This is a genomic window from Geobacillus sp. FSL K6-3411, assembly GCF_037965715.1.
Classification (GTDB): domain Bacteria; phylum Bacillota; class Bacilli; order Bacillales; family Anoxybacillaceae; genus Geobacillus; species Geobacillus thermodenitrificans.
In genome coordinates this window covers 3,288,496-3,313,645 of sequence record NZ_CP150187.1, presented here as the reverse complement: position 1 = coordinate 3,313,645, position 25,150 = coordinate 3,288,496, and the positions used below count along the sequence as shown (strand labels likewise).

The window sequence follows — 25,150 nt, the reverse complement described above, 5'->3', positions numbered from 1 at the left end:
TATAATAGCGTTGACTGTTTGGTCATAGAGCGTATGGAGGCGAGGACAATGGGCGATGTCCGTCAATTGATTGAATGGTTACGGCAGCGTGGGGTGCGGGCTGATTTTGTAAAGCCACGCGCATTGTTGCCATCTTATCGGCAATGGGAGGCGGCGAATAGGGAAGGAATGAGCGATTGCCATGGATGAACGGCGCGTTCAATTTATCGAAACAGCGATGAAGTTGTTTGCTCAAAAAGGGTATCATGCGACATCGATTCAAGATTTAGTTGAGGCATGGGGCATTTCCAAAGGGGCGTTTTACCATCATTTTACTTCGAAAGAAGAATTGTTGTTGGTGGTACTGAAGTATTATAGTGAGAAGATGATGGCCGATTTGACAGCAGCGGTTGGCGGGTCAGAAAAAGAACAGTTCGTCCGCCAGCTGGCTGCTCATTTTTCGCATGTCCGCCAATACAAAGAGTTTTTGCATATGATCATGTCGGAACAGCTGCCAAAAGTCAATCCGGAAATTGAGCAGTATATGTTCTGCCAACATGGGCGGCTCTTTTTATGGTATTGTTCGCGTCTCAAAGACGTATATGGGGAGGCAGTCGAGCCACATCTTTATGATGTGGCGATGATCGTGAACGGTGTCATCCGACAATATTTGTTTTATTTCTTTTTCCACGAGGAGTCGTTCGACGCTGAGGAGGTAGCTCGCTTTCTCATGCGGCGCTTCGATGCGATCATCGACAGCTTTGCGGCAGATGAACGTCCACTGTTGACGAAGGAGTCATTTGCCTCGTGGATAGAATTGGAAGAGCGCGAGCGACAAAAGCGACGAGAGCGTCTTGCTTCCGCGTTTTCCGCCGTTCGGGAGGCGGCGAAGGAACTTGGCTCGAAGAAGGCGGATGATGTGCTTGAGGCGGTCGACGCGCTCGAAGAAGAGTTGCTCGGGCGTCATGAGCCGCCGCGCGCCTATCTGGTCGATGCGCTGCTTTTATATTTGCGCCATCAACAAGCGCCCTCACTTGCGGCGGCCTTGGCCGAGCTGAGCCAAGAAATTAAAACGTATCAACAATTGAATGGATAGGAGAGAGACAGATGGAAAAAGCATTAGCAGCGCCAGCAAGTACGATCCGGCATCGTCCGCTGCTTATTACGGGACTCATTATCGCTATGTTGTTTGCAGCACTTGAAGGGACGATCGTCGGAACAGCGATGCCGCGCATCGTGGGAGAGCTCGGCGGGCTTGGCGTGATGACATGGCTGACGACAGCGTATATGTTGACATCGACGACTGTCGTGCCGATCGCTGGTAAGCTCGCCGACTTGCTTGGACGGCGTCTCGTGTATGTGAGTGGACTTGTCATTTTTATGGCCGGCTCTGCACTTTGTGGCATGGCCAACGATATGACCCAGCTTATTATTTACCGCGGCATTCAAGGAATCGGCGGCGGAATTATGATGCCGATGGCGATGATTGTCGTTGGTGACGTGTTTACGGGGAAAGAGCGTGCGAAATGGCAAGGGGTGTTCGGCGGTTTGTACGGCCTTGCTTCAGTGCTAGGTCCACAAATCGGCGGCTTTATCGTTGACCATTTGAACTGGCGTTGGGTGTTTTATATTAACTTGCCGGTTGGTATTTTAGCAACAGTGCTGATCGCGATGGGCTTAAGCAAATATAAAGCTGAAGGGCCGGTGAAATTTGACGTTGCCGGAATGGCGACGCTGACGGCGGGGGTCGTCAGCTTGTTGCTTGGGTTGACGTTTGGCGGTGACCAATATGCGTGGGGCTCATGGCAAATCATCTCGCTGTTTGCAGCGGCGGTGATCTTTTTCGCCTTGTTCATTTGGGCAGAAAAACGGGCTGACGAGCCGATCATCCCGCTGTGGCTCTTTCGCAATCGGACGTTTACGTTGTTGAACGGCATCGGCTTTTTCATGAGCGTCGGCATGTTCGGAGCCATTATGTTTGTTCCGTTTTTTATGCAAGGCGTGGTTGGGGTGAGCGCCACAGAGTCAGGAACGATCATGACACCGATGATGGTTACGATGATTATCGGCAGTGTCGTTGGCGGTCGACTCGTCTACCGAATTGGCGTGAAAACACAGCTGATCATCGGTATGGCCATTATGTTGGCGGCGTTCGGTTTGCTTGGCACGATGGATGTCGATACGTCCAAATGGACAGCAACAGTATATATGATCATACTCGGGCTCGGCACAGGGCTTGTGATGCCGATTTTAACGCTCGCTTTGCAAGAAAGCTTTCCAAAATCGGAGCTTGGCGTGGTGACGTCTTCAAGCCAATTTTTCCGCTCAATCGGCGGGACATTTGGCATGACCGTTCTTGGCGCCATCATGAACCATCGCTCAAGCGCTTTGCTTGATGAACGATTGATGCCAAAGCTTGAAGCGTTGCCGGCACAGGCGCAAGGGCTTGTTGACCGATTTGCGGATATGATTCATAACGATCCGCAAGGGCTGTATTCCGTCTTGCTCAGCCCGGAAGCGATGAAGAATATTCCGGCCGCACTGCGCGACATGTTCGTGCCGGTATTGAAACAGTCGCTCGTTGATTCACTGCAAGCTGTCTTTTTGTTTGGGCTTGTGTTTATTGCGGTGGGCTTGCTGTTCGTGTTCGGCTTAAAGCGGATTACGCTTTCCGACCGGGACGAGGCGATGAAAAAGATGAAGCAGGCCGAATAAAAGAAAAAACTCCGCGACAGGCGGAGGAGAATGAAAGTGAAGGACCGTGTCGATTGGAATCGGCACGGTCCTTTTGTATGTCTAGCAGGGGGCATCCTGACCATACTGTTTGTCTGTTCGCATTAACCACTTCACTCATGGCTGCGCCCCCTCTCCTGGATGGAGGTCGGCTATGGTTGTGAACGGTGAAATGACACGATCCCGAGGTGACCATGACCTAGGGCGCGCCGCGGGTTAATATGGTCGGTGGGCCTGGACGATGTTTGGTCATTGTCAGCAACTATGGCGTGCTTTTATCCGACGGTTGTCCGAAGACGCGCGAGCGGGTGAGAAAGCGAACGCCTTCCGGGCCTTCAAGCGAAAACATGCCGCCGCGCCCGGGAACGACATCGATAATCAGCTGTGTATGCTTCCAATATTCGTATTGTGCCTTGGCAATGTAAAACGGACAGCCGCCGATTTCGCCAAGTAGAATATCGGAATCGCCAACGATCAGCTCGCCGAGCGGGTAGCACATTGGCGAACTGCCATCGCAGCAGCCGCCAGATTGATGGAACATAAGGGGGCCGTACTTCGCTTTCAGCTTTTCAATTAACGCCAGCGCCGCTTCTGTGGCGACAACTTTCGGTTCATCACTCATTCCGTGCACCTCTTTCGCATGCGTATAGATTTATTTTCGACATTGACGGTAGCCGCCGCTTGGCAGACAATGAGCAAGACAACAACAGTGTCATCAAGACAAAAGAGGGTGTCCCGAACAGAGCGGGACACCTTGGCAAAATGATGAGGATTCGCCTCAAAACGAAGAGGCGATGAAAGGGTGGGTGGGTGAGTATTAGAACAAGCCGAGTTTTTTCGGCGAATAGCTGACGAGCATATTTTTCGTTTGTTGGTAATGGTCGAGCATCATTTTGTGTGTTTCGCGGCCGATGCCGGACATTTTGTAGCCGCCAAACGCGGCGTGGGCTGGGTAGACGTGGTAGCAGTTCGTCCAAACGCGGCCAGCTTGAATGCCGCGCCCGAACCGGTACGCGGTGTTGATGTCGCGCGTCCAGACACCAGCACCAAGGCCGTACAGCGTCTCGTTAGCAATCGCGAGTGCTTCATCGTTGTCTTTGAACGTCGTGACGGCCAACACCGGTCCGAAAATTTCTTCTTGGAAAATGCGCATTTTGTTATGGCCTTTGAAAATGGTTGGCTTCACATAGTACCCGCCGGCGAGCTCTCCTTCAAGCATGTTCCGCTCACCGCCTACAAGCAACTCGGCCCCTTCTTGTTTGCCAATATCGATGTATGACAAAATTTTCTCGAGCTGCTCAGACGACGCTTGGGCGCCGATCATCGTTTCAGTATCAAGCGGGTTGCCTTGTTTAATTTGTTTGACGCGCTCAAGCGCCCGTTCCATAAAAGCATCGTAAATCGACTCGTGGATGAGGGCGCGTGATGGGCATGTGCACACTTCACCTTGGTTTAAGGCGAACATCGTAAACCCTTCGAGCGCTTTATCGAGAAAATCATCATCTTTTTCCATTACATCAGCAAAGAAAATGTTCGGGGACTTGCCGCCAAGCTCAAGCGTAACCGGAACGATGTTTTGCGAGGCGTATTGCATGATGAGACGTCCAGTCGTCGTTTCGCCGGTGAATGCCACTTTCGCCACACGCGGGTTTGAGGCGAGCGGCTTGCCGGCTTCCAAGCCAAAACCGTTCACCACGTTGACGACGCCAGGTGGAAGCAAATCTTCGATGAGTTCGATGAGGACGAGAATGGACGTCGGCGTTTGTTCCGCCGGTTTTAAGACGACGCAGTTACCGGCCGCAAGGGCTGGCGCGAGTTTCCAGGCCGCCATTAAAATCGGGAAGTTCCATGGGATGATTTGCCCGACAACGCCGAGCGGTTCTTTAAAGTGGTAGGCGACCGTGTTATGATCGATTTCCGAAATGGTGCCTTCTTGGGCGCGAATGCAGCTGGCAAAATAGCGGAAATGGTCGATGGCAAGCGGAATGTCAGCTGCCAATGTTTCGCGAATCGGTTTGCCGTTTTCCCACGTTTCAGCCACTGCGAGCATTTCTAAGTTTTCTTCCATCCGATCGGCAATTTTGTTCAACAAACGGGCGCGCTTTGCAGGTGACGTGCGTCCCCACTCCTCTTTTGCGGCATGGGCAGCGTCAAGCGCCAGTTCAATATCGGCGGCTTTTGAGCGCGGCACTTCGCAATACGGCTGCCCGGTGATCGGTGTGATGTTTTCAAAATACTCACCGTCCACCGGTGGTACCCATTTGCCGCCAATAAAGTTTTCGTAGCGTTTTTTGAACGTGACAAGCGCCCCTGGCTGGCCTGGTTGTGCGTAAATCATCCCCGATACCCCTTTCATTTTATTGTTGTATACGTTTTCAATTAAAGGAATATTTAAAAAATTCCTTTCAATGCTTAGATTAGCATGGCTGGACAATGTTGTCAAACGAGAAAGGAGCTATCCTAGGAAATTGGTCGGAAACGGTTGTTTGGCTAAAGAAAGCCATTCGGTTCGAGTGCGAAGGGGGGCTCAAAAGCAAGTGAGCCCCTCTTTTCCACTACGGTATACACTTGAATGGATTGGTAAGTTTCACTTGCGGGCACAGACATCCTGTTGAGTCAGCCCCTTGCCCGAAACGGCCGATTAATCCACCTCAAGCCCCTCAAGCCAGCGGCTCGCGTATACGCCACAAAGGTGATGGAACACTTCGAGCAGTTCGTTCGGATCAGCAGCGAAAAACGTACGCGCAGCCGATTCGTTTTCTTCCCGGCCGAATTCGATTAAAAAATCGGTGGCGATTCGATTAAACAAGAGCAACGCGCTATAAGAGCGTTCCAGTTGACGTTTCCGTTCTGCCGCATCGTCGATTTCGGCAAACGGGCGTTTGTACCGATCGGTGAGCTCTGGCAACTGGCGTCGGATTGCCTGCTGGGCGTCGGTGAGCATTGCCTCGATCGTACCCGGTGACAAAAATGTTTGCTCGCGCAGCATATAGCCCCAAATTTGTTTTAACGCGTGCGCCGATTCGCTCGCAAAAGCGATATTGCTAAGCAAATCGTTCATATACTGTTCCTCGTCCGTTGCTTGAATGCGCAGTTTCATAATGATTTCGAGCACATCGGAATGGACTTTTTCTTTCTGCCAAGGCTTCGTCAATTCGTGAAGCAAGATAGAAAGCAAACGAGCTGCTTCGTCTTTTGTCATCATCAGCCAATCCTTTCGTGGCAAAGTCATCGATTCCATTTTATCACGCTAGCTGGCGAGCCTCCTACCCCCCCTGAAAAAGTACGGGGGATTGGGAATGACTGCGAAGGAAAAGAAAGGGGGAGCGTGTCTGCGATGAAGCGCACGAGAGAGAGGGCGATGTCTGAATTGCCAGAAGACAGCCGTTCGCGTATGATGATGATAATAGGAAAATCGCGCAGGATATCCGGACGAAATCGAAGCATATTCGAGGATGTCTGGCATATGCTCGAACAAACAGAGGAAGAAAGGGGAGAGAGGCATGAAGCCGTTGCGCTTGCGCGGCCATCATTTGCTTTGTGTGCACGGATTTCGCGGCATGGGCTACAGTCCTTCGTTTGTCGAAAAAATGTGGGAGATCGTCAAACGGATTCGTGATGAAGAGGACGATTTTCCGATTGAAGTTGTCGCGGCGCTTGATGAGGCGTGTCTCGCCTGTCCGCACCATGGCGAAGCGACATGCGAAGCCAGTCCGAATTCGGATGACCATGTGCGCTTACTCGATGGAAACGTCATCCGCCATTTAGGTTTGGAGGCGGGGAACGTATATCAGAAGTCGGAGTTGATCCGGCGGATAGCCGAAATGGTTGAGCCGGATGATTTGGATTATTTATGCCGCCATTGTTCGTGGCTGCCGCACGGCGTCTGCAAAGAAGGCATCGCCAATGTCCGCCGCGGAAACACGGCCCAACTATAAATGATTCCGGGGCTCATCGCCATTGTTGTTCCAAAGTGGCACATATTTTCACCATTCGCGGAAATTTCTAAAAAATGAATGATTTCACGAGCGGAAAAATGTGATATGATAAACAATTATAAAGACTTTCGACAGAAAGGGTCATGGAACATGAAAGTAGCCAAATTTGGTGGAAGTTCGGTGGCGAGCGCCGCGCAATTCCGCAAGGTGGCTGATATTGTCAGTTCGGACATTGAACGCCGCATCATCGTCGTATCAGCACCCGGTAAGCGATGCAAAGACGACGTGAAAGTGACGGATATGCTTATTCGGCTGGCTGAACAAGTGTTGGCTGGTGAACCGTACGACGAAACGATGCAGGCGATCACGAAGCGGTACGCTGACATTGCCGATGAGCTCGAACTGGAAGCCAACGGTTTTTTAGCTGAGCTCACAGATGATTTACAGTCAAAAATTAGCGCCTATCGAAATGAGCCAGCCCGCCTGCTTGATACGATAAAAGCGAGCGGTGAAGATCATAATGCCCGGTTGATGGCGCTCTATTTGCAAGATTTTGGGCTCGAGGCGAGCTATGTTAGCCCACTTGAGGCCGGCATTATCGTGACGGACGAACCTGGCAACGCCCAAGTGCTTCCGGAGTCGTACGACAAGCTGCGGCAGCTGCGTGAGCGTCGCGGTGTGCTCGTGATCCCGGGCTTTTTCGGCTATTCCCTATCCGGCCATATCGTCACCTTCCCGCGCGGTGGATCGGATATTACCGGTTCGATCGTTGCCGCAGGTGTAAAAGCCGACGTGTATGAAAACTTTACTGACGTTGATTCGATTTATTGCGTCAATCCTTCGATTGTCGCCGACGCGCGCAAACTGAAAGAAATTACGTATCGGGAAATGCGCGAGCTGTCGTATTCCGGCTTTTCCGTTTTTCATGATGAGGCGCTCGAGCCGGTATATCGGGCTGGCATCCCGGTTTGCGTGAAAAACACGAATAACCCGGCTGCGCCGGGTACGTGGATCGTTGCCAAACGCAACCATGTAGATGAACCGGTTGCGGGTATTGCTAGCGATACCGGCTTTTGCAGCATCAACATTAGTAAATACTTAATGAACCGCGAAATCGGCTTTGGTCGGCGCGTGTTGCAAATTTTAGAAGACGAGGGCATTTCATATGAACATACGCCGTCTGGTATCGATAACATGTCAGTTATTTTGCGGGCAAGTCAGCTTGCCGATGGAAAAGATGAGCGCATTTTAGCCCGCATCCGCGATGAGCTCGTCGTCGATGAAGTGACGATTGAGTACGGATTGGCGCTTATCATGGTGGTTGGCGAAGGGATGGAAAAAATGGTTGGGATGGCAGCCAAAGCGGCGACGGCGCTCGCGAATGCCAACATTAACTTAGAGATGATCAACCAAGGATCATCGGAGGTCAGCATGATGTTTGGCGTCAAAGAGGATGTCGTCAACGAGGCGGTTCGTGCGTTATATCACGCCTACTTTCAAGAGTTGACCGTTAGTCAGCCGTCATAAGGAAAAGGATGTCCGCGTCGCGGACATCCTTTTTTCATTGATTGTATCGTTTGTTTCCGCCATTGCTGCTTTTCGTGCATAGAAAGGAAGAGCTCGGAAAATACTACCAATGTATGCAAGCAGCAATGGAAGGGGGAAAACGATGGTGAAAAAATGGATTATTATGGCTGTTTTTGCGGTGATGTTAGCGTTATCTCCGGTCAGTGCAGCAGCTGCCATTAGCCGTGCGGAACTGGAACAGTACGTGGAAAGTGTCGGCTGGACGGTAAGCGATTTGCTTACTTATTTAGACCGATATGGATTGACCGTTGCTGATTTTCGCACCATGGAGGAGTTGAAACAATGGCTTGGTACGCCGCTGAACGAAGAGCGGCTCCATGCTGTGTTGCATCAGCACGGACTGACCGTCGAGGAGCTCGATGCACTGCTTGGACAGTTTGGCGAAACGGTGCAAGAGTACACGTTTGTGGAAGATTTAGATGCCGCCATTCGCTTTTACTCGCAGCATAACGATGCTATGCAGCAAATGAACGATTTGCTTGGGGCGTTAGGCATGACGGAAAAAGAAGTGAACAAACTCGCTCGTCATATCGCTTCACTTGGCAATCTGCAGCTGTCCGAGCAGCTAACAACGCTTCGTGAGCGGCTGCGTCCGTTTAAAGAAACGGAGGGACCATGGACAAAAGAAGCCCGTCGTAAACTGCAGGCGATTTGGAACGAGGCGCTCGATTTGTTGCAGCTTGAAGCAAAGTTCTATGTTGATGGACAGGAAACGGGATTCTCCGCAGCGACTGCATCGGCCGGAGCGAAACCAATCGTGGTCAAATTGTATAACCGTCAAGACGAGGAAATCGTCGATATTGCCGTTACGAGGGAAATGTTATCATCTGGTTACATCGTCCGCGCTGGGGAGAAAGGGATTGAGGCCGGTTTGTTGGCGCTTAAGATGAAGCGAATGATGTACGGGGAAAAACTCCCCGATACCGCTTCTCCATACTTGATGCACGCTCTCGCCGGTCTGTTGCTTATGTTTGCTGGGTTCTTTCTTTATCGACGGGTTGGACGGCTCAAAGGATGAGGCGCGATGGGGCATAAGCAACATGCGATCCATCTTCCTTGGCGACGTCGGGTGATTTGCTATGCGGCGTTCATGCTCATGGTCATCGGAATGGCGATAGCCGGCTGGAACGGGTATTGGTACATTGTTGGCTGGAAAGCGGCAAAGCAAGACAATGCCCATTCCCCTACACGGCATGCATCTGAGTTAGAAGCAAAAACGCGCTCGCAGGCTGCCTATTCACCCGAGAGTCAAAAAATCTCTCCTTCTCGGCCACTTGGCGCCTATCTCGGTGAATTGTCCATTCCGAAGCTCGGGGTGGCGATTCCAGTGTATGAAGGGGTCCGTGAACAAGAATTGCGCCGTGGCGTCGGCCATTATCCGGCAAGCGCTTGGCCGGGTGGCAACGGGCATGTCGTGTTGTCCGGCCACCGCGACACCGTATTCCGCCGCTTTGGAGAAATCGACATCGGCGATGCGCTCATCATCCGGACAGATGAGTCGATCGTTCATTATCGTGTCGTCAACATCCGCATTGTTGATGACGACGACCGAACCGTTTTGGTCGACAAGGCGCGGCCAACGCTGACCGTGACAACATGCTACCCGTTTCGTCTGATCGGTCCCGCCCCGAAACGATACATCGTCACAGCCCGCCCTGTTCGGACTGACACCGCCGCTCACATGACTTTGCCGTGACATGCCAATATGTCACATCGTTTCGGGAGAACCCCCTCGTCGATCGAAGCACAGTGAGGAAGTTGATGAACATAAAAAGAGGTGTCTCAAAGTCATGAGACACCTCTTTTATTTACTATATACACATGAAACGGCTTCTTCGTTTATTTCAATGGAGGACAGGCGGCCTTTTCAGTCATCCCCCTTTTATCTTTTCTGGTCATTACGTGTTCTTGCGCTATGCCGTTCGTCCATTTGCTGGCGAAATTCTTTGAGCAGTGCTTCACCTTGCAGCCCTTTCTCGACAAGGCCGGCCAGCACGACTTCAGCCAAGTGAGTCCGCCTCGGGATCATCAGTCCTTCCATGAGGACGCTAATATGGCCGTTCATTTTTGTGATCGATCGGACGGCGACAAGCATGTTCGCCGGGTCATTGCTAGGATTGGTAATTGTTACTTGTAGCTGAAATTCGGGTTGTTCTTTCAAGCTGGCAAACATCGGCTCATAGTCATCATCCAAATACGCTTCAACAAGCCAGCGGTTTTGGCCATCCTCTTTATTAATGATCAAGCCGTCAATAAACGGAATGTCTTGGCGGCGCATTTCCTCATCAATGACCGAGAGCCCGACAAGCTTGAACGTTTTCATATCGTCCACCTCATTACCGTTGTCTTACCCATGATTATAGCATAGGTAGCGATGGGAAGAAAAACTGGATCATGCGACTGCAGTGGCAAAAGCTATCCCCCTTTTTTGCCGTGAAATGACAAAAACGCCATTTTGCTGCACCATTGTCGATGCAGTCTTCACTTTTTTCGGTGATTGTACAGATAGATTGCGCAAAAAAATGCAAAAATCGCGATTTTACGGCAAAAAACGGGATCGTTTATGATAAGGGTGCGGTGGATAGAAAGGGGGGATGCACCGGAACATGATCAATCAAGTCGTACTTGTCGGCCGATTGACGAAGGATCCAGAGCTTCGTTACACGGCCGAAGGGACGGCCGTTACAACCGTGATCTTGGCGGTAGCAAGAAATTTTCGCAACGCGGAAGGGGGGATTGATGCTGACTTCGTTCCGTGTGTCCTATGGCGGAAAACGGCAGAGCATACTGCCCATTATTGCCAAAAAGGATCGATGGTGGCGGTAACGGGTAGAATCCAGACGCGCCGTTATGAAAACAAAGACGGCCAGCGCGTCTATGTGACGGAAGTCGTAGCCGATTCAGTTCAGTTTCTCCACTCCGGCAAAGTGCGAGAATGGCCGGAGCACGTCTAGTTGTTTCCCCATTCATGCCTTTCTCAGTGAATCCCCAAGAGAAAGAACGTTTCCTCACACATTCCCCAACGATGGCGCTAGCAACTCATGTTAGCGCTTTTTTCTGCTCAGGCATGGTTGCACGGGGAGTCAGCCAATGGCTTCAGCGCATTCCTTAATGATCGTGATCAACATCGTTTCGACATGTTTTCGCTTCTTCTCAGGCAAATTCGCCAACGTGTACATCGCTTCGCTCATATCTTGGTTGTGCAACAAATAATCAATCGCAGTGAGCGTTTTTTCGTTCATTTCCGTTGTTCCGTACAGCCGCTTTACCTCACGCAATACTTCTCGCCGTTGCACTTCGCTGCCAATCAGAAAATCAGCGCTGACATTAAATAGACGGCATAACTTTTCAAGCGACTGTATGTCAGGAAGCGTGCTGCCATTTTCCCACTTGCTGATTTGCGAGCGGGATACGTTTAACTGTTCAGCCAGTTGCTCCTGTGTCCAGCGTTGTTGTTTCCGCAACCTTTTCAACATCTCACCGAGTTTTTTCATCATTTGTCACCACGCTTTACATCGTTATCTTAAAGATAGGAAAGCGTGATGGTAATTTTTGTTCCTTTTTAGACCGACGGTTGTATACGTTCTTGATTAGAACAACATTGTATTTCCTGCCAATGGTCGACATCTTTTTTTCTTTTGATTGGACATAGTACAATAAGTAAAAAAGGGGAAATATTTACTATTACTAGGAGAGGAGGGAGCGAAGTGAATATTTATCTCGCCGATTTAGTTGTCCGTGAACGAAATAAGGCGAAAAAAGGGAAAAACATGTACCGTGTATTCATTAAGGAAATGAAAAATCCGTTCTCCATCCGGTTGAAAACGATCGTTCCGACTAATTTCACTGATTCGCTCCGTTGCCTAAGAAGCGAAGAGGAGCAGGGGCGTTTTTCATTCGAAGGTGAGGCGTTGTTCCGTACCGTCACTTGTTCGGATGAGGCCCAGCTTTATTTTGTGTTTAAATGTGTCAGTCAGCTTTACATGTTTATCGTCAAGCTCGATCTCCGACCAAAAAAGTTAGCTGTTGCCCTCTATGAATGGAATCAGCTCCAACAAAAATACACGTTGATCCGCACAAATGAATGGCTGGCCGTGGAAAGGCAGCTCATTTATGAAATTCTACAGTCGATCTACATTTGCGATCACCGCCGCATTTCCTATTTGTTTACGTGTTCAACCCGAAACAACCGTGAAAAGCGACAATGAGCCGATGGCATCTTTCTCCCTTCTATTTCCCAATTAAAAAATGTTTCACGCTAAAGAATTAGTTCGTTACACCTAAAATCGTTGCACTTAAAATAAGAAGGATCCGATAGTCATCCTTCACCCCTCTATTTCCCAATCAAAAAAATGTTTCCTACTAAGGCATCAGTCCGTTATACTTAAAATAAATGGGGAAAACGTCAGTTTTTGCTGAAAAATATGCTCTGTTTGTCGTATTTCTCCGCCAAACGGCACACTCGCTGCCGCCAGCGGCAGAAAGAAAAGAGCGAAAAAACAGGGAAGGGAGAGGGAATGAAAGTGAAGTCGAGCAAAGTCGTATTAGCCACCGCCTTTGCCTCTGCGCTTTTTTTGGCACCAGACGATAGCCAAGCAGCGGAATGGAAAGTAGGCATGAGTTCCTCAAAAGTAAAAGAGTTGCAGCAGTTATTAAAGGAAAAAGGGTTTTTTTCTTACCCACAGGCAACTGGCTATTTTGGTCCCATTACCGAAGAGGCAGTGCGGGCGTTTCAAAAGGCTGCGAACCTGCCGGTGACCGGTGTTGTCGATGACGCGACCTACGCGAAGCTACGTGCGTTTGTCCCAACGGCTCGCACATTATCCGTCGGCATGCGCGGTGACGATGTGAAAGTGCTCCAACAGCGGCTCAAACAGCTTGGCTACTTTAAATACCCGGAGATTACCGGTTATTTCGGAACAGTGACCGAAGCGGCCGTGAAGCAATTTCAACAAGCGAATGGGCTTAAGGTCACTGGAAAAGCTGATGCCGTGACGATTGAACGCCTTCGGCAAGCAGTTAGCAAACAGACAACCACTACATCGTCTTCACCGGTGACGTTAAAAATCGGTTCACGTGGTTCCGAGGTCAGTGAGCTGCAAAAAAACTTAAAGCTACTCGGCTATTTTACCTACCCAACAGCTACCGGCTATTATGGAACCATTACCGCTGACGCCGTCCGTCGTTTTCAAAAGGACAACGGCCTGCCAGCGACCGGCTCGGTCGATTCAACAACGCTCGGGCGCATTGCGGATGCGGTGAAGAAAAAAACAGCCCCGCCGGCTAAAGAAAACAGTTCTTCTGTTTATTTAAAGATCGGCACGCGTGGGGAAAAGGTGAAGCAGGTTCAAACGAATTTAAAACAGCTTGGCTATTTTACATATCCGGAGATCACCGGTTATTACGGAACCATTACCGCTGATGCTGTTCGTCGTTTTCAAAAGGACAACGGCCTGCCAGTGACCGGCTCGGTCGATTCAACAACGTTCGGACGCATTGAAGATGCGGTGAAGAAAAAAACAGCCTCGCCGGCTAAAGAAAGCAGTTCTTCTGTTTATTTAAAGACCGGTACGCGTGGGGAAAAGGTGAAGCAGGTTCAAACGAATTTAAAACAGCTTGGCTATTTTACATATCCGGAGATCACCGGTTATTACGGAACCATTACCGCTGATGCTGTTCGTCGTTTTCAAAAGGACAACGGCCTGCCAGTGACCGGCTCGGTCGATTCAACAACGTTCGGACGCATTGAAGATGCGGTGAAGAAAAAAACAGCCTCGCCGGCTAAAGAAAGCAGTTCTTCTGTTTATTTAAAGACCGGTACGCGTGGGGAAAAGGTGAAGCAGGTTCAAACGAATTTAAAACAGCTTGGCTATTTTACATATCCGGAGATCACCGGTTATTACGGAACCATTACCGCTGACGCTGTCCGTCGTTTCCAGAAGGATGCCAAACTTCAGGCGAACGGCATCGTCGATAGCCAAACGTACGAACGTCTCATCGGACAAGCTCCAGCATCCAAAGGTCAAGCCTCAGCGTCCAAACTCGATGTCATGGAACTGATTGCTGATGCGGCTGAGCTGCTCGGCAAGCCATACGTTTGGGGCGGTGAAACTCCGCAGGTTGGCTTTGACTGCAGTGGATTCATCTACTATTTGTTCGCCCAGCAAGGCATTTCGTTGCCGCGGACGGTAGCGGACATTTGGAACGTCGGGAAACCCGTCTCCTCTCCAGCGGTTGGAGACATCGTGTTTTTTGAGACATATAAAAAAGGCCCTTCCCACGCTGGCATCTATATCGGCAATGGCCAGTTCATCCATAGCGGTAGTTCGACGGGTGTGACGATCAGCCGCCTTGACCAATCGTATTGGAAGCAACGGTATTTAGGAGCAAAGCGGTATTAGTGCATGAACCGACTCTTTCGAAGGCCCTTCCGCTGCTCGGAAAATGGATGGCGTGACTAGCAAAAAAGCGCTGGTTTTTCTAGAGCCACGAATACTTGGAGCGATAGAATCGACGGTTTTGGCAGGGGAAAAGCGCGGCGGCGCAACCGAGACGTTGGCAGTTTGATTTAGCAGCGGCAGACTGATATAGCGAAATGGAGCACGAACTGCTTATGCGGGGTCGTGCTTTTTCATTTGGCAGCCAACTGCTGTCGAGAAAACCGGTGAAAATCGCCCGTTTTTGATACCGATGGTTTCGGAGAACCTTCAACATCAAAGTCCCCTTTTTGTGCTCTGTTTTTGATTCAATCATCATTCTTCTAGCAGGATGGCGATGGAACGAAACATCCTGCTTTCCAACAATACTTCTCAAAGGGAGAACCTTCGTCACATCAGTTTTTCATTTTGTGGGTCTCACGCTGGTTAGAGGCGATCTTTTTTCACCGGCCTTATAAGGTGAAAGGGAAACGCTGGTGTTGGGTTAGCGCCGCTAGTTATGTCGGTAGAAGCAAGGGTGTTTCCGAGCCGTGAGTTTTTGGAAATGGAAAACCGAAAGTTGAGCAAGCGCCTCACTTATGGTAATGTAATTTGTTGAGGTTTTCTTTACTATAGATGAATCGGAATAAGCAGGTGAAACGATGGGAACGAAACGAAAAGTGATGACGATTTTCGGTACAAGACCCGAAGCAATCAAAATGGCGCCGCTTGTGTTGGAGTTGCAAAAACATTCCGAGTGGATCGAACCGATTGTCACCGTTACCGCGCAACACCGACAAATGTTGGATCAGGTATTGGAAATATTCGGCATTCATCCGGATTACGACTTGAACATTATGAAAGACCGCCAGACACTCGCTGGTATTACAACTCGCGCCTTAGAAGGTCTCGACGACATTATGCGGAAAGTCAAGCCGGATTTAGTGCTCGTGCATGGTGATACGACGACGACGTTTGTCGCTAGTTTAGCTGCTTTTTATCACCAAATTGCGATCGGCCATGTCGAGGCTGGGCTGCGCACATGGAATAAATATTCCCCATTTCCGGAAGAAATGAACCGGCAGCTGACCGGGGTGATGGCTGATCTTCACTTCGCGCCGACGAAAAAAGCGTACGACAATTTAATCCAAGAAAATAAAAAACCGGAGTCGATCTTTATTACCGGCAACACTGCGATCGATGCGTTAAAAACGACGGTGAAAGACGATTACCACCACGACATTCTCAACAAAATCGGTAATGACCGGATGATTTTGTTGACGGCTCATCGCCGTGAAAACCTTGGCGAAACGATGCGGGGCATGTTCCGGGCCATTAAGCGTCTTGTCGAAACATATGACGATATCCAAGTCGTCTACCCTGTCCATTTGAACCCGGCAGTAAGGGAAGCGGCAGCTGAAGTGCTTGGCGATGACCCGCGCATTCATTTAATTGAACCGCTCGATGTCTTCGATTTCCATAACTTTGCTGCTCGGGCGTACTTAATTTTGACCGATTCCGGCGGCGTACAGGAAGAAGCTCCGTCCCTCGGTGTTCCTGTCCTCGTGTTGCGTGACACGACCGAACGGCCGGAAGGTATTGAAGCTGGGACGCTGAAGTTGGCTGGAACGGACGAAGATACGATTTATCAGATGGCGTCAGAGCTCTTAACGAACCGAAACGAATACGAAGCCATGGCGAAGGCATCCAACCCGTACGGAGACGGACAAGCTTCGAAACGAATCGTCGAGGCGATTTTATACCATTTCGGCTATACCGCACAGCGGCCGGAGGCGTTTCATCCGTAAATGGTTACATGTGTCTGCCCGTGAAGGGAAAAAGGGTTCAGAAGAATTTGATGAAAGAGAGGAGGTCAAGGAGAGCAACGATGTTGAACCATCTCCCAAAAGAAGTAAAAATTAGCGTGACAAGATCGATTTCATCGGCGTTTGAAAAATATATGGAATCGATTCAATGGGATGAGCAAAAATACGCAATGGACAAGTTTTTGGCTTATTGGCGAGAATACGCGGAAAAGCATGCATCATGGTTTCACCAGCTAGATGATGCGGTCAAACGCGATCCGCGTTTTCATAAGGAACTAGCGGATAAAATTAATGAAGTAATCGGGAAAATATTGAATGAGCCGCCGACGGAACAGGAAATCAAAACGTTAAATGGACTCATTGACCGGCTGGGGATTGCTGATATTGACTATACGTGTAAAATGGAGGCAAAGTATCATATTCGTCGATTAACGGAACAGGAGCACTTGCCGCACGGCAGTTGCAAATAGAGGAGAGAGCATGTTGACACATTCAAGCGGTGGTCGAACATATATGTGACCATCGCTTTTTTTTGTTTATGAAAAATATACTACTTTATGAAAAATGTACTACAAATCTATTCATGACATCTAGGATTTATGGTAGAATAAGAGAAAAAATTTGTCGAAAAGGGAGACAGGGTGTATGACAAAGAAGATTTTTATCTCTTTTTGTCTTATATGGCTGGCGGTGTGGCCGATGCCGATGAGCCATCCGCAGGCTGCACCGTATTTTCACGACGTGGGCACGACCCACAGGGCAAAAAATGAAATTTATTACTTAGCCGAAGGGGGAATTGTGCTAGGGAGTGTATCGGGCTATTTTTATCCGTCGAAACATGTAACAAGGGCGGAAGCTGCCGCCATTATTGGGCGGACGTTAAACTTTGACGGGAAGCAGCGCGACACCCGTTTCAAAGATGTTGGAAAAGGAAATTTTGCCTCTGGATACATACAAGAAGCAGCTGAGCGCAACATTATCAGCGGCTACAAAGATGGGACGTTCCGACCTAATCAACTTGTAACGCGTGGGGAAATGGCCCTGCTCATTAATCGGGCTTATTCGCTTGGCGGAACTACACGATCAACGGCGGTGCAGCAATTGAAAATCAAGGGAATCGCGGAAGGGAAAGCTGATGGCACATTTGGTGAAGATGAGCCGATTATTCGGGCGGACTTTGCTGTATTTGTTGCAAGAGCCATCAATCCGCAATATCGTGTGAATGGTGGCGAGCTGACACCGATCGGTCAAGCCGTTGTCAACGCTTCGTCATTGAATGTCCGACGCGGTCCGTCTACGAGTTATAGCGCCGTAAGTCTATTATATAAAGGACAGTCTGTCGATATTTTACATATTGTTGGCAACTGGGCGTATATTCGTGCATCAGACTTAGAAGGTTTCGTAAGTCGCAGTTATTTATCGGCCAAGGGTGCTTCACAGCCTGACGCAGGAGATGCGCTATCAAACTATGTAAAAACGCAAACGATCATTATTGACCCTGGGCATGGAGGCAATGACCCTGGTGCGACAGCAAATGGTCTTGTGGAAAAAAATATTAATTTGAATGTCGCACTGAAAGTGAAATCGTTGTTTGAAGGTACGGGCTTTAACATCGCCCTAACGAGGGAGAAAGATGTATTCATTCCGCTCAGCGAGCGCGTCTCCTTTGCGAAAGAGAAGGGAGGAAATGTGTTTGTCAGCATTCATACGAATGCTGGGGGTGGAACGGGAACAGAGACGTATTATTATAGTGCTGCAGCAACAAATCCATATGTCGAACAAAGCAAAAAGCTGGCGCAGTGTATTCAAAAGCGGCTCGTCGCGGCATGGGATGCTGTTGACCGTGGGACAAAAAGAGGCAATTTGCACGTATTGCGCGAAAACAGTATGCCCGCTGCATTAGTGGAGCTAGGTTTTATTGATCGGAAGGAAGATGCACAGAAGCTTGGATCGTCGTATTGGCAAGAACAAGCGGCTAAAGCTATTTATCTTGGTATCCTTGACTACTATGCCTCAGAAACCGGTTTGAACTTTCAACCGTTATATGATCGGGTTCAGTAGCTGCGAAGACAATGCGCCTTCCGATTCATCGAAGTTTTTTGACTATGGAATTGGCTGCTGAAACATAGCGGCTTGACCCAGCTAGTGCGTGAGTTGGGGAGAGGGGTCAGATAATGAAAAAGTGGTGGATGTTGACCATCTGTATTGTGTTTATAGTTGCAGCAGTAGTACCAGTTCGTGCAGCTGCTGCTTCTCATCCATTGTTTGCCAATGTCATTGTCGTGTTTCAACAACAAGTGGATGAACAAGCAGTGAAAACGTTGCATGGGAATGTCACCAAACGGTTTGAAGTGATTCCCGCGGTGGCAGCAACACTTCCTGTTACGGCTGTCGAGTTGTTACGCCGTTGGCCGGGGGTTGATTATGTACAGCAAGATACAACGGTGGCAATTGATGGCCAGATCACCGACTGGGGAGTGGAAAAGGTGAAAGCGCCCGTGATGCACACCCACGGTGTAACAGGAAAAGGAGTGAAAATCGCGATTTTAGATACGGGCGTTGACCTAAAGCACCCGGATTTGCGTGTAGTGGGCGGCGCTTGCGTGTTGTCCTATTGCCCTAATTCCTATCAAGACGATAACGGGCATGGCACTCACGTAGCCGGGATTATTGCGGCAAAAGATAACGATATCGGGACGGTCGGGGTGGCTCCCGATGCGAGTATTTATGCAGTGAAGGTGCTAGACCGTTACGGCGAGGGAAATGTATCCGATATTTTATCAGGCATCGAATGGGCAATGAAGCATCGTGTAGATATAATTAATTTAAGCTTAGCTGCTCCAGAAGATGCTCCTGCCTTGAAAGCGGCCATTCGGAAAGCGTACGAAAGCGGGATTTTAGTCGTTGCTGCCGCTGGTAACAACGGCTATGCTAACGGCACAGGTGATACGGTCGAATATCCAGCGAAGTATGATAGTGCCATTGCTGTCTCTGCTGTGAATAAAGAAAATGTTCGGTTGCCATACTCGGCGACGGGACCAGCGATCGAAGTAGCGGCTCCTGGGGAGGGTGTTTATAGCACTGTGCCGGTTGCTCTTGACGGTGATGGCCGTCGTGACGGATATACGCATATGTCTGGAACGTCGATGGCGGCGCCATTTGTCACAGGGGTGCTCGCTTTGTATAAGCAACAATATCCGGAGCGGACGAATATCGAATTGCGCCAAATGTTAAGAGATCGTGCCTTGGATTTAGGGACACCCGGGAGGGATCCGTGGTACGGCTATGGACTCGTACGGGCCGTGTCCAACCAACCGCCCGAGCTGAAAGTGAAGCTATTGTCGGTGAAAAAAGGAGAAGTCGCTTTTTCCGTCACCTTGTCAGGAAGCGCAGTAAAAGGGTATCGTGTATATCGGAACGGAAAACAGATCGAAACGCTGCAAACAGCGGGGACGTATACAGACTATGTCGTTAAAGGAACATACCAGTACGAATTTGCTTCGATACGCAATGATGGGGCAGAATCAGCATTAACAGCTCCCATCACGGTGAACGTACCGGATCCCTATTATAAAGACGTGTCAGCGAGCGCTTGGTATATGCCGGAGATTGCCTACTTATCAAGCCGAGGGATAGTGTCCGGCTATAACAATGGAACGATTCAGCCTTATAATACGATCACGCGTGCCGAAGTAGCGGTGATGCTTGGTCGGGCGCTGCATCTTGATGCGACAAAGCGAGCGACGGTGTTTCGCGATGTTGCTTCATCCGATTTCGCCTCTGGTTACATTCAATCCGCCTATGAGCGCGGGCTGATCAACGGGTATCCGGATGGAACGTTTCGACCACAGCAGCCGATTACGCGTGCTGAGACAGCTATCATTTTATCGCGGGCTTATCCACTGCCGGGCGGTTCATCGATGATGTTTAAAGATGTGACGGCAAGAGTGACCGGGCATGAGGCCATCGCCAAGCTCGCTGCCGCCCGAATCGCGGAAGGATATCCCGATGGAACGTTTCGGCCATATCAGTTTGTCAAACGACTTGAATTTTTTGTCTTTACGGCTCGTGCCGATAACGAGCGGTTTCGGTGAAACGAAGAGGTTGGTTGGGCAGATTGTTTCTTCTCGCAAAATAACCGCTCGTTCCACAACTATGGCTGAATGTGCATAGACAGGAAAAAGGTGTCCCAGCTGTTTGGGGCACTTTTTTCATCTAGCTAGGAAAGGGAAGCTGCTGACGGTGATTCGCTTCACTTGTCTGTTAACGTTGTTCGCTCCCCAGTTTATACGGCGGACTGGTGCTTGCGTTGCCGAACGCGTCTTCCACTTTAATCCAATAGTTGCCTTTCGACAGTTTGATGGTCAGGTATTCATCATCGCCTTTTGTATAATCATCTCCTTTCGCAATCAGTTTTCCGTTTGCGTTATAGACCGCTATTACCACGTCAAGATCAGAAGGAACGTGCAACTTGTATCGTATATGTGGCCGTTTCGCGGGCGGTAAACTTGTAATAGTCTACATCCCCTTGGGATGATGATACATTCATCTATTCGGTGTTATAACAGGTTCCTTGTTTTGGAGTTCGAAGAGGCAACGGACTTTGACGGCACATTGTGATGCACGGTGGAGTTACGGTCTTCGTCTTGCTGATTAGCTGAATTCGTTTGGCCGTTCGGGGAAAGACCAGGGAGATTGAGCGGCTGGACGATAGTGGTTGGATTTTTTGTCACTGATGCTAGTGCCAGGAATGGTGGGCTGTTCTCTAACAATCTGCGTAAAAAGTCATATCTAGTGACAGAAGGATTCGAGAATGATATCGTTTTTTCAAAGCTTCTCTCCTTTTTCAGAAAGTTAGTAATCGCATAAAGTATTACTATATAATTGAATAAAATCCCTATGTTTTTTCTTGCTGTTTCCGAAAGTATTACAAAAGCAACAAAAATTTAATGTAAATGTAATAAAAATGCAATAAACATATCTGCAATACTTGTTAAAATATGACTATGTCGAAACACTAACCATTTTGTCGTTAGTTCACGGGTAGTACATAAGTCTTTGATCTATCAATCTACAAATAGGATAAATAGGGGAGGAGAAATGATTGCGTCGAATCGTTAGTCTTGTTCTTGTATTGAGTTTATTGTTTGTAAACAGTTCCGTGTCGTTCGCTGATGATATTACTGGTATCGCGTTGGAGAAGGAAATGCGGGCCATGGTGAACCAAGGGATTGTCCAAGGGTATTCGGAAGGGCAATATCGTCCAAACGAGCCAGTGACGCGTGGCCAGTTTGCGACGTTCCTTGCGCGAGCGTTGCAGTTGCCTAAGGTGACAGGAACTGTTTCATTTTCTGATGTTTCACCATCTTCGGCACTGGCCGATGGCATTTACAAAGCAAGTGCGGCCGGCCTTGTCCAAGGGTACTCCAATGGCACCTTCGGTACATATAAACAAATTACAAGAGAAGAAATGGCGCTGATGATTGATCGTGTGTTCGATTATTTGGAAATCGAGAAGCAAAGAGCGGACTTTTCTTCATTTACTGATCTTGACAATCTTTCATCTGCATCGCGGTTGGCGATTGCCAACAGCATTCATTACGGCATTATCCGTGGCATTCCGAATAAGGATGGAAAAACGTTCCGTTTTGACCCGAAAGCAGCAGCAACGCGGGCACATGCAGCGGCGTTTTTGTACCGCCTGCTCGAAGTGTGGGCTGAGCAAATACCGGAGATGGCCTATCAAATTGGGGCGATCGAAAAAGGGGAGCTCGTCATTTGGCCAAAGCGGTATGCCACGTTTGCTCAAGCTGAAGCGGCCTTAACCAATCCCGCTACTCAAGTGATCGTCCAAGGGACGAAAATCGTGAAAATGGCAAACGGCTATGCCATTGCTCAACCAGCTCCTGGAAATTCAACGACAACCATTTACAATGCTAGTTTGAGCACATCGCTTACTTACGTTCAGCCAAATACAGAAATGAAATATTTAGGAGCCGACGAGGAAAAAGTAAAAGTACAAATTGCCGATACAATCGGGTACGTAAAACAGGCTGATGTGTTGCTCGTTCCGACAGCGCTTTTGCAAGGGCGATCGTATTACCAAGTGACAAACGGCAATCTTGTTCATGTGATTTACAACACGACGAGCAATACGTATACGAGTTACACATACGGAAAAGCGCCGTCTTTTATGCAAGTGGGACAGAAGTACTATAGCTGGGATGGCGATACGTTTTATAATGAAGCTGGTCAGCACGTCGGTACGGCCTATCAATATTTCAATGTTCTATCGTTGCGGACAAAAACGAATTATACCGCCGATGAGCTGAATCGGTTTGTTGCCGCCTATCGTTCTCAAAGCCCATTGAAAGAGCTTGGTACCGCGTTTAAACAGGCGGAAGAGAAGTACCAAGTTAATGCTTTATACTTGCTAGCTCAAGCGATTTTAGAAAGCAATTGGGGATTAAGTCAGCTTGCGCAGACGAAAAACAACTTGTTCGGCATTAAAGCGTATGACAGCGATCCGCTCAATAGCGCCGATTCGTTCAAGTCGTTCGAAGAGTGCATCGATTATATGGCGAAAACGATCGTTGCTGGGCGATACGCGAATCCAAGCGATTGGCGCTATAACGGTGCCGTGCTTGGCGATAAGTCAGTCGGTTTTAACGTCCGTTACGCCTCTGACCCGTATTGGGGGCAAAAAATTGCTGGTTGGATGTATCAGGCTGACCAATTTTTAGGCAGAAAAGACATTGGCCGATATAAAGTGATGGTGACGAACACTGAAAGTGTCAATGTTCGACTGCAACCGGCAGTTGTTCCGCCAGTTTGGTATGAATATAAACAAGCGAACACACCGGTGACGGTGGTGGGAACAACGGCGAAACAGCCCGACGGCTACGTCTGGTATGAAATCGTTCCAGATTTGCCGACGCAAAAAGCGTATATTCGCGGCGATTTATTGTCGCCTCTGACCATCGTTAAGTAAAAAGGAAGGTGTCTCGAAAGGTTCGAGACACCTTTTCCTATGTCGGGAGATAGGCGAGCCTCTTTGTTCGATTCAGGCGGCGCAGGCAACGCCAACGGCTGAGAAGAAGGACGTTATGCCGACGGTTTCGGTTTCCGTTTCGAGCGGAGTGTGCGCAGCAACCGGTAAAATCCTTCACGATACAGGGCGTATACGCCCGCGATATAAATGGCTACACCAAGCGGAACAAGCACGGCAAGCGCAAGAAGCGCTGGCCACTGGTGGATGCTGGCCACTTCTTTCAGTCCATAGAGCAATCCCGCCATGATGGCTGTTGCGCTGCCGACGCGGACCAACAAGGATATCAATTTTTTCGCTTCCCCGCGTTCAAACTCTTTATAGACGGCGATTGAGCAGGCGGTGACGTAGTAGAGAGAAACGAGCGAGCTTGACAGCGCAATCCCAGCATAACCGAACGATTGAACGAGGGCATAGTTAAGGATGATATTTAACACAATTGTTGTGACACTAATCCGCAGTACGACCGCTGTTTTCCCTTTCGCATACATCGACTTGGCGACAATATATTGCAGCCCTTGAGTGACAATGAGCGGCAAGTAAAAGAGCAGGGCGACATAGGTGCGGTATGTGTCCGTTTCCGTGAACTGGCCGCGTTCATAGACGATCGCAATCGCAGCATCACCGATCACCCACAGCCCGGCCGCTACCGGCATTAACGTGATGAGAGAGAGCTCCATGCCGGTGAAAAACGTTTGTTGAAATTGGCGCGGCTTGTCCACTTGTTCGGAAAGTAATGTGAACAAAATCGCCGCGACGGTCGTGCCGTAAATCGTATGCGGGATGCTGACGAGCAGCGAGGCATTATTCAAATACGTGACTGCTCCTTCGATTGTGCCCGAGGCGAAGATTTTATCAATGAACATGTTCATTTGCCCGACGAACGCATTCAATAGCGAAGGGACGAGCAGGCGCAAAAACGTCTGTCGAAAATCGGGATCGATGGACAACGTCGGCGTCCATCGGTAACCGCTCCGATACAAATAAACAAACATTAGGACAATGCCTAACATAATTCCAAAGACAAACCCGTAAGCAAGGCTGTAAATGCCCCACACATCGGAAAACAACAGAGCAAACACTGCGCCCATCAGAGTAGCTAACAGCTTCGAAATTTGCGATGGAACAAAGATGCGCCGCCCTTGCAAATATGAATCTAAAATACCGTTTAAGGCAATGGCGCCCATAAACAAAAAGAAAATTTGCGTGATGTGGATCGCCACCGATTCAGTAACAGCTGCCATTCGTCCAAAAATGGCTGGGACGAAGGAGGGAGCCAGTAAATAACCGAGAACGGCAACGAGCAAAAAAATGGCGACAGTGGCGTTCATAATACCATTCGCGTTTCGCTCCGCTGCTTTAGGATTGTTTTGTTTCGCTTGAACGTACAACGGGAGAAAGACGTTATTGAATCCGACTGAAATGACAGCTAACACGAGCGTAATAAACGAAAACGCCAATAAGTAGCCATCCGTATATTCATTGGCGCCGAACTCCTTAGCAATAATGCTTTCTCGCAAAAAACCAGCTACTTTAACGACGAGGGCGAGCAGCGTGATCCAAATCGCCGTCCGTTTTAATGAGGGCATGCGTGTCACTTCCTTCATTCAAAATTGAAAAAGG

The 25,150-nt window shown here is 49.1% G+C and carries 22 protein-coding genes and 1 pseudogene; 16 read left to right on the top strand and 7 right to left on the bottom strand.

Features of this window, described 5'->3' with window-relative positions; all coding sequences use genetic code 11:
- The first annotated feature begins 48 nt into the window (after positions 1-48).
- The 3 genes from NSQ22_RS16970 to NSQ22_RS16960 are packed head-to-tail and all read left to right on the top strand — an operon-like array spanning position 49 to position 2,694.
- Positions 49-189: a hypothetical protein gene (locus tag NSQ22_RS16970; protein WP_008880397.1), complete on the top strand. Its 141-nt coding sequence runs from the start codon at positions 49-51 to the stop codon at positions 187-189.
- Positions 182-1,075 carry a TetR/AcrR family transcriptional regulator gene (locus tag NSQ22_RS16965; RefSeq protein ID WP_100660562.1) on the top strand — a complete coding sequence of 298 codons (894 nt, stop codon included), beginning with the start codon at positions 182-184 and terminating at the stop codon, positions 1,073-1,075. The genes NSQ22_RS16970 and NSQ22_RS16965 overlap by 8 nt, the downstream gene beginning before the upstream one ends.
- A gap of 11 nt (positions 1,076-1,086) precedes the next feature.
- Positions 1,087-2,694 carry an MDR family MFS transporter gene (locus NSQ22_RS16960; protein ID WP_011888258.1) on the top strand — a complete coding sequence of 536 codons (1,608 nt, stop codon included), beginning with the start codon at positions 1,087-1,089 and terminating at the stop codon, positions 2,692-2,694.
- Positions 2,695-2,974: 280 nt separating this feature from the next.
- On the opposite strand, the gene NSQ22_RS16955 is transcribed toward NSQ22_RS16960, so the two are convergent.
- The 3 genes from NSQ22_RS16955 to NSQ22_RS16945 form a co-directional block, all read right to left on the bottom strand.
- Complete coding sequence (locus NSQ22_RS16955; RefSeq protein ID WP_008880394.1) at positions 2,975-3,334, bottom strand: DUF779 domain-containing protein; 360 nt, start codon at positions 3,332-3,334, stop codon at positions 2,975-2,977.
- Positions 3,335-3,529: 195 nt separating this feature from the next.
- Positions 3,530-5,050, bottom strand: a complete 1,521-nt coding sequence (gene adh, locus NSQ22_RS16950; RefSeq protein WP_008880393.1) for an aldehyde dehydrogenase — start codon at positions 5,048-5,050, stop codon at positions 3,530-3,532.
- Between the two features lie 303 nt (positions 5,051-5,353).
- Complete coding sequence (locus NSQ22_RS16945) at positions 5,354-5,914, bottom strand: hypothetical protein (RefSeq protein ID WP_230459194.1); 561 nt, start codon at positions 5,912-5,914, stop codon at positions 5,354-5,356.
- 301 nt (positions 5,915-6,215) lie between these two features.
- On the opposite strand from NSQ22_RS16945, the gene NSQ22_RS16940 reads away from it, so the two are divergent.
- The 4 genes from NSQ22_RS16940 (at position 6,216) to NSQ22_RS16925 (ending at position 9,933) form a co-directional block, all read left to right on the top strand.
- Positions 6,216-6,650 carry a DUF1284 domain-containing protein gene (locus NSQ22_RS16940; RefSeq protein ID WP_008880391.1) on the top strand — a complete coding sequence of 145 codons (435 nt, stop codon included), beginning with the start codon at positions 6,216-6,218 and terminating at the stop codon, positions 6,648-6,650.
- Positions 6,651-6,800: 150 nt separating this feature from the next.
- The gene (locus NSQ22_RS16935; RefSeq protein WP_339263918.1) at positions 6,801-8,177 is read left to right on the top strand and encodes an aspartate kinase; all 1,377 of its coding nucleotides are present in this window, start codon (positions 6,801-6,803) and stop codon (positions 8,175-8,177) included.
- 109 nt (positions 8,178-8,286) lie between these two features.
- Positions 8,287-9,255, top strand: a complete 969-nt coding sequence (locus NSQ22_RS16930) for a processed acidic surface protein (RefSeq protein WP_081157468.1) — start codon at positions 8,287-8,289, stop codon at positions 9,253-9,255.
- A gap of 6 nt (positions 9,256-9,261) precedes the next feature.
- Complete coding sequence (locus tag NSQ22_RS16925; protein WP_008880388.1) at positions 9,262-9,933, top strand: class D sortase; 672 nt, start codon at positions 9,262-9,264, stop codon at positions 9,931-9,933.
- A 186-nt stretch (positions 9,934-10,119) separates the two neighbouring features.
- Here the strand turns inward: NSQ22_RS16925 and NSQ22_RS16920 are convergent, their stop codons facing one another.
- Positions 10,120-10,560, bottom strand: coding sequence for a YwpF-like family protein (locus NSQ22_RS16920; protein ID WP_008880387.1), 441 nt, complete (start codon positions 10,558-10,560; stop codon positions 10,120-10,122).
- A gap of 271 nt (positions 10,561-10,831) precedes the next feature.
- On the opposite strand from NSQ22_RS16920, the gene ssb reads away from it, so the two are divergent.
- Positions 10,832-11,191, top strand: a complete 360-nt coding sequence (gene ssb / locus NSQ22_RS16915; protein ID WP_171355633.1) for a single-stranded DNA-binding protein — start codon at positions 10,832-10,834, stop codon at positions 11,189-11,191.
- A gap of 129 nt (positions 11,192-11,320) precedes the next feature.
- Here the strand turns inward: ssb and NSQ22_RS16910 are convergent, their stop codons facing one another.
- Positions 11,321-11,731, bottom strand: coding sequence for a helix-turn-helix transcriptional regulator (locus NSQ22_RS16910; RefSeq protein ID WP_029761384.1), 411 nt, complete (start codon positions 11,729-11,731; stop codon positions 11,321-11,323).
- 213 nt (positions 11,732-11,944) lie between these two features.
- Here NSQ22_RS16910 and NSQ22_RS16905 point away from each other — a divergent pair, with 213 nt between their 5' ends.
- The 7 genes and pseudogenes from NSQ22_RS16905 to NSQ22_RS16875 all read left to right on the top strand — a co-directional run bounded on the left by NSQ22_RS16905 (position 11,945) and on the right by NSQ22_RS16875 (position 20,573).
- Positions 11,945-12,445, top strand: a complete 501-nt coding sequence (locus tag NSQ22_RS16905) for a hypothetical protein (RefSeq protein WP_008880384.1) — start codon at positions 11,945-11,947, stop codon at positions 12,443-12,445.
- A gap of 309 nt (positions 12,446-12,754) precedes the next feature.
- Positions 12,755-13,234: pseudogene (locus NSQ22_RS16900) on the top strand (peptidoglycan-binding protein); the annotation flags it as partial.
- Positions 13,229-14,638 carry a peptidoglycan-binding protein gene (locus NSQ22_RS16895; RefSeq protein WP_339264652.1) on the top strand — a complete coding sequence of 470 codons (1,410 nt, stop codon included), beginning with the start codon at positions 13,229-13,231 and terminating at the stop codon, positions 14,636-14,638. The pseudogene NSQ22_RS16900 and the gene NSQ22_RS16895, both read left to right, overlap by 6 nt.
- Positions 14,639-15,315: 677 nt before the next feature.
- On the top strand, positions 15,316-16,461 hold the full coding sequence (gene wecB / locus NSQ22_RS16890; protein ID WP_011888247.1) for a UDP-N-acetylglucosamine 2-epimerase (non-hydrolyzing): 1,146 nt from the start codon (positions 15,316-15,318) through the stop codon (positions 16,459-16,461).
- An 80-nt stretch (positions 16,462-16,541) separates the two neighbouring features.
- Positions 16,542-16,949: a hypothetical protein gene (locus NSQ22_RS16885; RefSeq protein ID WP_035498466.1), complete on the top strand. Its 408-nt coding sequence runs from the start codon at positions 16,542-16,544 to the stop codon at positions 16,947-16,949.
- Positions 16,950-17,124: 175 nt separating this feature from the next.
- Positions 17,125-18,540, top strand: a complete 1,416-nt coding sequence (locus NSQ22_RS16880; protein ID WP_029761379.1) for an N-acetylmuramoyl-L-alanine amidase — start codon at positions 17,125-17,127, stop codon at positions 18,538-18,540.
- A gap of 113 nt (positions 18,541-18,653) precedes the next feature.
- A complete protein-coding gene (locus tag NSQ22_RS16875) occupies positions 18,654-20,573 on the top strand; it encodes a S8 family serine peptidase (RefSeq protein ID WP_029761378.1) in 1,920 nt (639 codons plus the stop codon).
- 169 nt (positions 20,574-20,742) lie between these two features.
- On the opposite strand, the gene NSQ22_RS16870 is transcribed toward NSQ22_RS16875, so the two are convergent.
- A complete protein-coding gene (locus tag NSQ22_RS16870; RefSeq protein WP_029761377.1) occupies positions 20,743-20,925 on the bottom strand; it encodes a T9SS type A sorting domain-containing protein in 183 nt (60 codons plus the stop codon).
- A 658-nt stretch (positions 20,926-21,583) separates the two neighbouring features.
- Between NSQ22_RS16870 and NSQ22_RS16865 the strand changes: the two genes are divergently transcribed.
- Positions 21,584-23,470 carry an S-layer homology domain-containing protein gene (locus NSQ22_RS16865; protein WP_011888242.1) on the top strand — a complete coding sequence of 629 codons (1,887 nt, stop codon included), beginning with the start codon at positions 21,584-21,586 and terminating at the stop codon, positions 23,468-23,470.
- A gap of 113 nt (positions 23,471-23,583) precedes the next feature.
- Here NSQ22_RS16865 and murJ read toward each other — a convergent pair whose 3' ends face one another.
- Positions 23,584-25,116: a murein biosynthesis integral membrane protein MurJ gene (murJ, locus tag NSQ22_RS16860; protein ID WP_029761376.1), complete on the bottom strand. Its 1,533-nt coding sequence runs from the start codon at positions 25,114-25,116 to the stop codon at positions 23,584-23,586.
- Between the last annotated feature and the right edge of the window lie 34 nt (positions 25,117-25,150).

Bases quoted from the DNA above. Each gene is read 5' to 3' on its own strand.
- NSQ22_RS16970 (WP_008880397.1), top strand. From the start codon at position 49: ATGGGCGATGTCCGTCAATTGATTGAATGGTTACGGCAGCGTGGGGTG.
- NSQ22_RS16965 (WP_100660562.1), top strand. From the start codon at position 182: ATGGATGAACGGCGCGTTCAATTTATCGAAACAGCGATGAAGTTGTTT.
- NSQ22_RS16960 (WP_011888258.1), top strand. From the start codon at position 1,087: ATGGAAAAAGCATTAGCAGCGCCAGCAAGTACGATCCGGCATCGTCCG.
- NSQ22_RS16955 (WP_008880394.1), bottom strand. From the start codon at position 3,334: ATGAGTGATGAACCGAAAGTTGTCGCCACAGAAGCGGCGCTGGCGTTA.
- adh (WP_008880393.1), bottom strand. From the start codon at position 5,050: ATGATTTACGCACAACCAGGCCAGCCAGGGGCGCTTGTCACGTTCAAA.
- NSQ22_RS16945 (WP_230459194.1), bottom strand. From the start codon at position 5,914: ATGACAAAAGACGAAGCAGCTCGTTTGCTTTCTATCTTGCTTCACGAA.
- NSQ22_RS16940 (WP_008880391.1), top strand. From the start codon at position 6,216: ATGAAGCCGTTGCGCTTGCGCGGCCATCATTTGCTTTGTGTGCACGGA.
- NSQ22_RS16935 (WP_339263918.1), top strand. From the start codon at position 6,801: ATGAAAGTAGCCAAATTTGGTGGAAGTTCGGTGGCGAGCGCCGCGCAA.
- NSQ22_RS16930 (WP_081157468.1), top strand. From the start codon at position 8,287: ATGTATGCAAGCAGCAATGGAAGGGGGAAAACGATGGTGAAAAAATGG.
- NSQ22_RS16925 (WP_008880388.1), top strand. From the start codon at position 9,262: ATGGGGCATAAGCAACATGCGATCCATCTTCCTTGGCGACGTCGGGTG.
- NSQ22_RS16920 (WP_008880387.1), bottom strand. From the start codon at position 10,560: ATGAAAACGTTCAAGCTTGTCGGGCTCTCGGTCATTGATGAGGAAATG.
- ssb (WP_171355633.1), top strand. From the start codon at position 10,832: ATGCACCGGAACATGATCAATCAAGTCGTACTTGTCGGCCGATTGACG.
- NSQ22_RS16910 (WP_029761384.1), bottom strand. From the start codon at position 11,731: ATGAAAAAACTCGGTGAGATGTTGAAAAGGTTGCGGAAACAACAACGC.
- wecB (WP_011888247.1), top strand. From the start codon at position 15,316: ATGGGAACGAAACGAAAAGTGATGACGATTTTCGGTACAAGACCCGAA.
- NSQ22_RS16885 (WP_035498466.1), top strand. From the start codon at position 16,542: ATGTTGAACCATCTCCCAAAAGAAGTAAAAATTAGCGTGACAAGATCG.
- NSQ22_RS16880 (WP_029761379.1), top strand. From the start codon at position 17,125: ATGACAAAGAAGATTTTTATCTCTTTTTGTCTTATATGGCTGGCGGTG.
- NSQ22_RS16875 (WP_029761378.1), top strand. From the start codon at position 18,654: ATGAAAAAGTGGTGGATGTTGACCATCTGTATTGTGTTTATAGTTGCA.
- murJ (WP_029761376.1), bottom strand. From the start codon at position 25,116: ATGCCCTCATTAAAACGGACGGCGATTTGGATCACGCTGCTCGCCCTC.